Source organism: Kitasatospora sp. NPDC059973 (assembly GCF_042737525.1).
GTDB lineage: Bacteria > Actinomycetota > Actinomycetes > Streptomycetales > Streptomycetaceae > Kitasatospora.
The window spans coordinates 35,635-44,175 of sequence record NZ_JBHWUI010000063.1 but is presented as its reverse complement, the minus strand read 5'-3'; the positions used below and the strand labels follow the sequence as shown (position 1 = coordinate 44,175).

Sequence of the window (8,541 nt, the reverse complement as noted above, 5' to 3'; positions counted from 1 at the left end):
GCGCCAGGGCGTCGTGCCGCGCGGTCAGCCCGGCCCGCTCGCGTTCGGCGGCGCCGGCGGCCTCGCGGGCACCGACCAGGTCGCGTTCGACGGCGGCGAGCCGCGCGCGGGCCGCCTCGTGGGCGGCCTCGGCCCGTTCGCCGTCCCCCGCCGAGGCGTCGACCTGCTCCCGCAGCTCCTCGTAGGCGGTCCGGGCGGCCTCGGCGCGCAGCAGTGCCTCGTCCCTGGCCTCGGTGAGCCGGCCGATCTCGGCCTCGGCGGCGGCGGCTTTGGACCGGGCGGCCGCGGCCTGCCCCTGCAGCCGGGCCAGCCCTTCGCGGCGGTCCGCGATGGCCCGGGCGGCGTCCTTCAACCGCCGCTCCTCCGCCGCGAGTTCCCGCTCCAGCTCACCCCGGGACTCGACCGCCTCGGCGAGCGCGTACCGGGCCTCCTCCAGGGCCTCGGCCAGGGCGGCCTCCTCCTCCCGGACGTGCTCGGCCTCGCGCTCCAGCTCTTCCGGGTCCCGGCCGCGCCGCTCCTCGACCGCTCCCCCGGCGGCCGCGTGCCGGGCGCCGGCCTCGGCCAGCCCGACGGTGCCGCGGGTCCGCTCGGCCAGGGCGGAGAGCCGGTACCAGGTCTGCCGGGCCGCCTCCAGGCCCGGACCGAGCTGCTGGACCTGCGCCTCCAGGACGGCCTCCCGCTGGATCGCCCGGGACAGCTCCTGTTCGACGGTGGAGCGGCGCAGCTTCAGCGCCAGTTCGTCGGCGACCTCGGCCTCGACGGCGGTGCGCAGCGCGAGCAGGTCGTCGGCGAGCAGCCGGAGCCGGGCGTCGCGCAGTTCGGCCTGGATGCCGGCCGCGCGCCGGGCGATCTTCGCCTGCCGGCCCAGCGGTCCGAGCTGGCGCCGCAGTTCGGCGACCAGGTCCTGCACCCGGTTGAGGTTGACCTGCATCGCGTCCAGCTTCCGCAGCGCCTTCTCCTTGCGCTTGCGGTGCTTGAGGACGCCGGCCGCCTCCTCGATGAAGGCGCGGCGGCCCATCGGGTCGGCGTGCAGCACGGAGTCGAGCTGTCCCTGCCCGACGATGACGTGCATCTCGCGGCCGATGCCGGAGTCGGAGAGCAGCTCCTGGATGTCCAGCAGCCGGCAGGTGTCGCCGTTGAGCGCGTACTCGCTGCCGCCGTTGCGGAACATCGTCCGGGTGATGGTCACCTCGGCGTACTCGATCGGCAGCGCGCCGTCGGAGTTGTCGATGGTGAGGCTGACCTCGGCGCGGCCGAGCGGGGCGCGCCCGCTCGTCCCGGCGAAGATGACGTCCTCCATCTTGCCGCCGCGCAGCGACTTGGCGCCCTGCTCCCCCATCACCCAGGAGAGCGCGTCGACGACGTTGGACTTGCCGGAGCCGTTGGGACCGACCACGCAGGTGATCCCGGGCTCGAACCGCAGGGTGGTGGCGGAGGCGAAGGACTTGAACCCGCGCAGGGTCAGACTCTTCAGGTGCACGCGCCGGTCTCCTCGTCGCTCGCCAGGGCCCCAGCGGCGACTGTATCCGGACGGACCGGCGCCGACGGCGCCCGGACACGACGAAGGGACGCCACTCAGGGCGCCCCTTGCAAGCTGCGTCCCTTATCGGGGCGGCTCAGTGCACTGCTGCGTCGATCTGCGAGGACCGGGCGGGACTCAGGTGAGAGCCGGCTCCCGCTGATCCAGATCGATGCTGTTGAGCAGCGAGTGCTCGTCAGCGACAGCGGTGAGCGCGTCGTTCTCGGCCTGCATCCGAAGGAGCTCGGACTCAAGATCCTGGACACGCTGCTGAAGCCGTCGCACCTCGGTGAGCATTCGCGGGTCGGGGCCGCCGACGTACCCGAGAAGCGCCTTTGCCATGATGAATGGTCCTCCACGCTGAGTGACCGAACCGGAACGGTACAGGTCTAGGGGGAAGGGGACGCACGCGCGTCGCGCCACCGGCAGTGCTGGCTGGGCACTACGGCACAACCACCGTGAGCTGGGCTCACGAGGGCGTGCGCCTACCGGGTAAACGCGGTCGTGTGCGCGGGCTTCCAGCGTCTCACCAAAGACGGAAAGGGTCAACACGATCACCGCACGCTACCGCGCCCCTGTCACCTGCCTGGCGGTGTGGTCACACCAGGGGGATCTCGGGCCGGTCCACCAGTCGCTCGTGGATCATCGTTCGATGCGGAGTCAACCACGAGTCTGCCCAGATGGCAACCGTATGACACCGAAGGCCGCCGATCATTTCACGGGGGCGGGCCCCGGCCCGTCCGCCACGGCGCGCGGGGCCCCGGTCAGCGGATCTCGAAACCCGGGTAGCCGGTTCCGACGGCCGTCCAGATCTCCGTCACCCCGCTGACGCGGCCGGGCGTGTCCGGGCCGCGCAGCAGCGCCAGCAGATGCTCGCAGTCGGCCGCGAGTCCCTCGGCCACCACCTGCACCCGGCCGTCGCCGAGGTTGCTGGCATAGCCGGTCAGCCCGATCTCCAGCGCCCGCGCCCTGGTCCACCACCGGAAGCCGACCTGCTGGACCTTGCCCCGCACCCAGGCGGTCACCCGGACCGGTTCATCACTGTGGGCGTCGCGACCGTGCATGGCCCCGACCCTATCGGGCCGGATCGCGGGCCGCGCTACGGCGCCGTGGGGCCGGCCATCGTCCAGTCCGGGCTGTGGATCTCCGCCCGGAGGTCCCCGCGCCGGCCCTCCTCGCCGCAGGTGCGGCAGACCCAGGCCGGGTCGTACGGGTGCGGCTCGTGTCCCTCGGGACCGTGCTCGAAGCTCACCGGCGGCTCGGGGAGCAGCCAGCGGTCGCCCCAGCCGAGCAGGGCGTGGGTGAGCGGGGCGAGGTCGCGGCCGGCCTCGGTCAGGTGGTACTCGTAGCGCGGCGGCCGCTCGCTGTAGGCGCGGCGCTCGACCACGCCCGCCTCCTCCAGCGCGCGCAGCCGGGCGGTGAGCCGGTCGCGCGGAGCGCCGGTGTTGCGGGCGATCCGGTCGAAGCGGTGGTTGCCGTAGAACAGCTCGCGGACGGCGAGCAGGGCCCACTTCTCGCCGACCACGTGGAGCGCGGCGGCGATCGAGCAGGGCCGGCCGGGGAGTGCGGGCGGGGCCGAAGGCGTGTGGGAGGTCACACCACCAGCCTGCCACACAGGGTTGCGTTCTCAAACCTCCTCGGGTGCACCACCGGCAGGGCCCGCGGTCCCCGCCGTCCACCGGCGGGCCGCGGGCCCGGTCGTCACACCGCCGGGGTCAGAAGCCCCCGCCGAAGTCACCGCCGCCACCGTCGAAGCCGCCACCGCCGCCGAAGTCGCCCCCGCCGCCACCGTCGAAGCCGCCGTCGAAGTCACCGGAATCGAAGTCGGCGCCGGAGAAGTCGCCGCCCTCGTAGCCGGAGCCGCCGTCGTAGCCGGCCCCGTAGGCCGGGGAGCTCATCATCGAGCCGAGCATGGTGCCGACCAGCAGGCCGGGCAGCAGCCCGCCGCCGCCGAAGCCGCCGAAGTAGCCGCCCGCCCAGGGGCCGTACGCCGGGCCGGCGTTCCAGTACGGCTGCGGGCCGTGCTCGGTCGGCACGGTCCGGACCTCCGGGTCCTGCCCGGTGGCCAGCCGTTCGGCGTCCGCCCGGCAGACCGGGACGGTGCGCGCCGCGCCGCCGGCCGGTGCCCAGTCGGCGTCCCGCACGGACGGGCCGTGCCGCGGGTCGAAGAAGCACGGCGGCCGGCGCTCGGGCAGCGGCCGCTTCGCGCGCCGGGCGTCCAGTGTGGCCAGCGCGAACCGGCCGTCCTCCAGTGCCTCGGTGACCGGCTTGACGTCCTCCGGCCCCTTCGCCTCGTCCATGCTGCGCTTGGCCCGCTCGTAGGAGTCCAGGGCGTGCGTGTAGTCGGCCCGCTGGACGTCGTCGGCGTCCGGGGCGCCCGGGCTGAAGTCGAGCCGGTCCAGCTCCTCGCCGAACGCGGTGATGTCCTCGTCCACCACCCGGCGCAGCTGCGCCAGTTCGGCCCGGCGCCGCTCCTGCTTGCGCTTCTTCGAGCGGCGGAAGAGCAGGAACACCCCGGCGCCGGCCAGCGCCAGCAGGGCCAGCGGCACGACGACCGCCGCCACCGAGAAGCCGCCGGAGCCGCTGTTCACCCCGTGCCCCTTCACCTGGGGCGCGGTGGTGTCGACGAAGTCGTTCAGGGTCGCGTCGACGTCGCCCGGGTGCGAGCGCGCGGACGCGCCCGCGATGCGCTCGGCGCTCGCGGTGGGCAGCGCCTCCTTGTCGGACTGGGCCAGGAACCGGTCACCGCGCCAGATGCCGTAGACACCGGTGATGCCGACCTTGGTCCGCAGGTCGGAGAAGACCGTGCTCGCGCCGTACGGGTCCGCCGCCGGGACCACCGCGATGAAGATCGGCTTGTCGGCCTTGCGGATCTTCTCGGTCAGGGCGTCGGCCTGGCCCTGGCTGAACCGGCCGGTCATCGCCGGGTCGACGTAGACCCGGCCCTGCTTGAGCGCGGCGGTGGCGTCGTCCAGCCCGCCGGCCGCGGCGGCCGCCGGGGCCAGCACGAGCAGCAGCCCGAGCAGCAGCGCCACCAGGGCCGACAGCCCGGCGCTCCGGGAGCGTCGTCGAGCGAGGGTTCTCATGCCATCGACGCTACCCCTCCCGCCACGTCGACAGGGCATCCCCTTCGCGTACGGGCGGCCCCGCGCACCCCCACCGTCCGCCGGGGTCGCTCCCCTCCTCGCGGATGATGTTTCCCCCGGCCGCCCCGGAGACGGGCCGCGGCGGGAACCCGGCCGTCGGCCCGGTCGTCCGTCCCGGCGGGTCCACGGGTGGTCGAGGAGCGCTCGACGGCCGATCGGACCCTCTCCCCCGACCAGGCATAGTGGTGGCCGGGCCTCGGCCCCCTCACCTACTCCTGACCTCTTCTCCCGATCGGAGCATCTGGGTGTTCATCGGCCTCGTCACCGCCGTGGCGGCCTCCGCCTGCTACGGCACCGGTTCGGTCCTGCAGGCCGTCGGATCACGTCGCTCCGCCCGGGAGGAGGCCGCCGCCGCGGGCAGCGGCTCGGCCGGGGTCACCGCACACGGCGGGCCCAGCCTCGCCTCCACCGCGAAGGCCGCCGTCACCTGGGAGTTCATCCTGGGCACCGTCCTCGACTTCATCGGGTTCGGACTCGGCGCCCTGGCCGCGCGACTGCTGCCGCTGTTCCTCTCCCAGACCATCATCAGCGCCAATCTGGTGATCACCGCGGTGCTGAGCATCAAGCTGCTCGGCCTCCGGCTCAAGCAGCTGGAGTGGGCGTCGATCGGCGTGCTCTGCTCGGCGCTGGTGCTGCTGGCCGTCTCCGCCGGGCCGGAGGGCGGCCACCACGTGGAGATGTCCTTCCACTGGTGGCTGCTGCTGATCACCACCGTGCTGCTGGTCGGCGGCGCCCTGCTGGTGCGGCGGATGGGCGCCAACGGCGCGATCGTCGCCGGCCTGCTCTCCGGCCTCGGCTTCGGCGCGCTCGGCGTCGGCGTGCGGATCCTCAACGGCGTCGAGCCGTTCGACCTCGGCGCGCTGCTCTCCGACCCCGCCCTGTACGCGATCCTGGTCGGCGGCATCGGCGGGATGTACGTGCACACCGTGGCCCTGCAGATCGGCTCGGTGAACGGCGCGACCGCCGCCCTGGTGGTCGGTGAGACGGTGCTGCCCGGCGCCGTCGGCGTCCTCTGGCTCGGCGACTCCTCCAAGGAGGGCCTGGCCTGGCTCGGCGCGGTCGGCTTCCTGCTCGCCGTGGTCTCGGCGGTCGGCGTCGCCTACTTCGGCCAGGACGCCCACGGTTCGGCCGGGTCCCAGCCGCAGCCCGAGCTCACCAAGCGGTAGCGCCGGGCGGCCCCGGGCGGGGCCGCTCGGGCTCAGGCCCCGCTGCGGGCGCGCGGGACGCGCTGGCAGCGGGGGCAGAAGTAACTGGAGCGGTTCATCCAGGCGGCCCGGCGGATCGGGGTGCCGCAGCGGCGGCACGGCTCGTCCTCGCGGCCGTAGGCGTCGAGGTCCCGGGAGAAGTACCCGCTCTCGCCGTTCACGTTGACGTAGAGGCTGTCGAAGCTGGTGCCGCCGACCGCGAGGGCGGCCGTCATCACGTCCCGCGCGTGGGCCAGCAGGACTGCGGCCTGCGGACGGGTCAGCGCCGTGGTCGGGCGGTCGTAGTGCAGCCGGGAGCGCCAGAGCGCCTCGTCCGCGTAGATGTTGCCGACCCCGCTGATCAGCGTCTGGTCCAGCAGCGCCCGCTTGACCGTGGTGCGCCTGGCCCGTAGCGCGGCCACGAAGGCGGCGTCGTCGAAGCGGGGGTCGAGCGGGTCCCGGGCGATGTGCGCGATGGAGAGCGGGGTGCCCTCCGGGTCACCCTCCTCGGCCTCCTCGACGGCCAGCCCGCCGAAGGTCCGCTGGTCGACGAAGCGCAACTCCCGGCCGCCGTCGGTGAACCGCAGCCGTACCCGCAGGTGCTTCTCGTCGGGCACCGACGGGTCCTGGACGAGCAGTTGGCCGCTCATCCCCAGGTGACCGATCAGCGAGAACCCGCCGACCGGCGAGCCGTCGGCCGCGGTGGACAGCGGCACCCAGAGGTACTTGCCGCGACGCTGCGCGGCGCCGAGCGTGGCCCCGGTCAGCCGCGCGGTGAAGTCGGCCGCACCGGCCGGCTGGCGGCGCACCGCCCGCGGGTGCAGCACGTCGACGGCGGCGACGGTCCGCCCGGCGACCCAGTTCGCCAGACCTCGGCGGACGACCTCTACCTCGGGGAGTTCGGGCACGGGAAACAAGCCTCCTGCGACTGAAACATGCAGGAGGAAGAGTACTGCGTGCTCAGGCGCCGGCGGGCAGGCGGTCGGCGTACTTCTCCTTGATCGCCCGCCAGGCGCTCTCCGCGGCCTTCTGCTCGGCTTCCTTCTTCGAGCGGCCGACGCCGCTGCCGAAGTCCTCGCCGGCCACCCGGGCCGCGGCGGTGAAAGTCTTCTCGTGGTCGGGACCGGACTCCTCGACCACGTACTCCGGCACCCCGATGCCCACCGAGGCGGTGAGCTCCTGGAGGCTGGTCTTCCAGTCCAGGCCCGCGCCCAGCTGGGAGGACTCCTCGATCAGCGGGTCGAAGAGGCGGTGGACGAACTCGGTGGCCGCGTCCAGGCCCTGGTCCAGGTAGACGGCGCCGATCACGGCCTCGACGGTGTCGGCGAGGATCGACGACTTGTCGCGGCCTCCGGTGCCCTCCTCGCCCTTGCCGAGCCGGATGAACGTCCCGAGCTCCAGGCCACGGCCGACGTCGGCGAGCGCGCGGGAATTGACCACCGCGGCGCGCAGCTTGGCGAGCGTGCCCTCCGGGACGTCCGGGTGGACGCGGTAGAGGGTGTCGGTCACCACCAGGCCCAGCACCGAGTCGCCGAGGAACTCCAGGCGCTCGTTGGTGGGCAGCCCGCCGTTCTCGTACGCGAACGAGCGGTGGGTCAGGGCACGCACCAGAAGGGCGCGCTCGAGCGTGTACCCGAGGCGCCCTTCCAGGACGTCGTATTCGGTCGAAGCCGGCCCGCCGGCCTTTCCGCCGCCCGAAGAAGCCTTCGGGGCGATGGTCGCCTTGCGGGAAGAGTTACTGTCCGACATCGATCCGTACACCCCGCCGATCAGACCGAGAGGACCTGGCGACGGTTGTACGTGCCGCAGCTCGGGCACGCGATGTGGCCGAGCTTCGGCTCGTGGCAGCTGTCGCACGCCACGAGGGCCGGAACGACGGCCTTCCAGTTGGAACGGCGGTGGCGCGTGTTGCTGCGCGACATCTTCCGCTTCGGAACAGCCACGGCTACTTCTCCTGGTTCTCGGCGGCACCCTCACGGGTGTCGCTGTTCTTGATTCCGTCACCCTCGTCGCCGGGGGCGGCGGAGAGTCCCTGCAGAGCCGCCCACCTGGGGTCGGCGGCGTCGTGGTGGTGCGCCGGGTCGTCGCTCAGGCGCGCTCCGCACTCGGAGCACAGGCCCAGGCAGTCTTCCTGGCACACCGGCTGCAGCGGCAGTGCGAGCACCACCGCGTCACGCAGCACCGGCTGGAGGTCGAAGAAGTCGCCCTCCAGACGGTAAGTCTCATCTTCCGAGTCCTCGTCGAGGTCGTCCGTCCCGGCGGTGCGGGCACGGTGACGCTCGTCGGACTCCGGGTAGTAGTACAGCTCCTGGAAGTCCACGTCGAGGTCGTCCTCGACGGGCTCCAGGCACCGCACGCACTCGCCCTCGATCACGGCCTCGGCGGTGCCGGTCACCAGCACGCCCTCGACCACCGACTCCAGGCGGAGCTCCAGCCGCAGTTCGCTCTTCTCCGGGACACCGATCACATCGATGATCCCGAGGCCCTCGGGGGCCTCCAGGGTGCGGGACACCTTGCGCAGCGAGCCCGGGCGACGGCCGAGCTCGTGCGTGTCGAACACGAGTGGGTCGCGGTGGTCGAGGCGGTTCAAGGTGTCCTGACTTCCTGAGAAAACTGATGCGCGGTGCTGCTCACCGGACGATGCGCGGGCAGACCGACGGCCCGACACGGAGAGGCCGGAGTGGTCAGACTA

Annotated in this window: 10 protein-coding genes; 1 reads left to right on the top strand and 9 read right to left on the bottom strand. The window is 73.2% G+C overall.

Annotation, left to right across the window (positions count from 1 at the left end; genetic code table 11):
* The 5 genes from ACFWA9_RS18950 to ACFWA9_RS18930 all read right to left on the bottom strand — a co-directional run.
* The coding region (locus ACFWA9_RS18950; RefSeq protein WP_380388367.1) for a chromosome segregation SMC family protein at nt 1-1,480 on the bottom strand (1,480 nt) is incomplete at its 3' end.
* A 177-nt stretch (nt 1,481-1,657) separates the two neighbouring features.
* Nucleotides 1,658-1,861, bottom strand: coding sequence for a hypothetical protein (locus tag ACFWA9_RS18945; protein ID WP_329489757.1), 204 nt, complete (start codon nt 1,859-1,861; stop codon nt 1,658-1,660).
* Between the two features lie 422 nt (nt 1,862-2,283).
* Nucleotides 2,284-2,583, bottom strand: coding sequence for an acylphosphatase (locus tag ACFWA9_RS18940; RefSeq protein WP_329489756.1), 300 nt, complete (start codon nt 2,581-2,583; stop codon nt 2,284-2,286).
* A gap of 35 nt (nt 2,584-2,618) precedes the next feature.
* The gene (locus ACFWA9_RS18935) at nt 2,619-3,116 is read right to left on the bottom strand and encodes a winged helix-turn-helix transcriptional regulator (RefSeq protein ID WP_380388365.1); all 498 of its coding nucleotides are present in this window, start codon (nt 3,114-3,116) and stop codon (nt 2,619-2,621) included.
* Nucleotides 3,117-3,234: 118 nt separating this feature from the next.
* Nucleotides 3,235-4,605, bottom strand: a complete 1,371-nt coding sequence (locus tag ACFWA9_RS18930; RefSeq protein ID WP_380388363.1) for a hypothetical protein — start codon at nt 4,603-4,605, stop codon at nt 3,235-3,237.
* A gap of 305 nt (nt 4,606-4,910) precedes the next feature.
* Between ACFWA9_RS18930 and ACFWA9_RS18925 the strand changes: the two genes are divergently transcribed.
* On the top strand, nt 4,911-5,831 hold the full coding sequence (locus tag ACFWA9_RS18925) for a hypothetical protein (RefSeq protein ID WP_380388361.1): 921 nt from the start codon (nt 4,911-4,913) through the stop codon (nt 5,829-5,831).
* A gap of 32 nt (nt 5,832-5,863) precedes the next feature.
* Here ACFWA9_RS18925 and mutM read toward each other — a convergent pair whose 3' ends face one another.
* Genes mutM through ACFWA9_RS18905 form a run of 4 tightly spaced genes read right to left on the bottom strand, consistent with a single transcriptional unit; the run spans nt 5,864 to nt 8,439 of the window.
* Entirely contained in the window at nt 5,864-6,757 is an 894-nt protein-coding gene (gene mutM, locus ACFWA9_RS18920; protein WP_329489752.1) for a bifunctional DNA-formamidopyrimidine glycosylase/DNA-(apurinic or apyrimidinic site) lyase, read from the bottom strand.
* 52 nt (nt 6,758-6,809) lie between these two features.
* Nucleotides 6,810-7,598, bottom strand: a complete 789-nt coding sequence (rnc, locus tag ACFWA9_RS18915) for a ribonuclease III (RefSeq protein ID WP_329489751.1) — start codon at nt 7,596-7,598, stop codon at nt 6,810-6,812.
* A gap of 20 nt (nt 7,599-7,618) precedes the next feature.
* Nucleotides 7,619-7,792 (bottom strand): 50S ribosomal protein L32, encoded by a 174-nt coding sequence (rpmF, locus tag ACFWA9_RS18910; protein WP_188303282.1) that lies wholly within the window; start codon nt 7,790-7,792, stop codon nt 7,619-7,621.
* 2 nt (nt 7,793-7,794) lie between these two features.
* A complete protein-coding gene (locus ACFWA9_RS18905) occupies nt 7,795-8,439 on the bottom strand; it encodes a DUF177 domain-containing protein (RefSeq protein ID WP_329489750.1) in 645 nt (214 codons plus the stop codon).
* Nucleotides 8,440-8,541: the final 102 nt, after the last annotated feature.

Excerpts from the sequence above, each read along its gene's own strand:
- ACFWA9_RS18945 (WP_329489757.1), bottom strand. The coding sequence starts at position 1,861 with ATGGCAAAGGCGCTTCTCGGGTACGTCGGCGGCCCCGACCCGCGAATG.
- rnc (WP_329489751.1), bottom strand. The coding sequence starts at position 7,598 with ATGTCGGACAGTAACTCTTCCCGCAAGGCGACCATCGCCCCGAAGGCT.
- ACFWA9_RS18930 (WP_380388363.1), bottom strand. The coding sequence starts at position 4,605 with ATGAGAACCCTCGCTCGACGACGCTCCCGGAGCGCCGGGCTGTCGGCC.
- ACFWA9_RS18940 (WP_329489756.1), bottom strand. The coding sequence starts at position 2,583 with ATGCACGGTCGCGACGCCCACAGTGATGAACCGGTCCGGGTGACCGCC.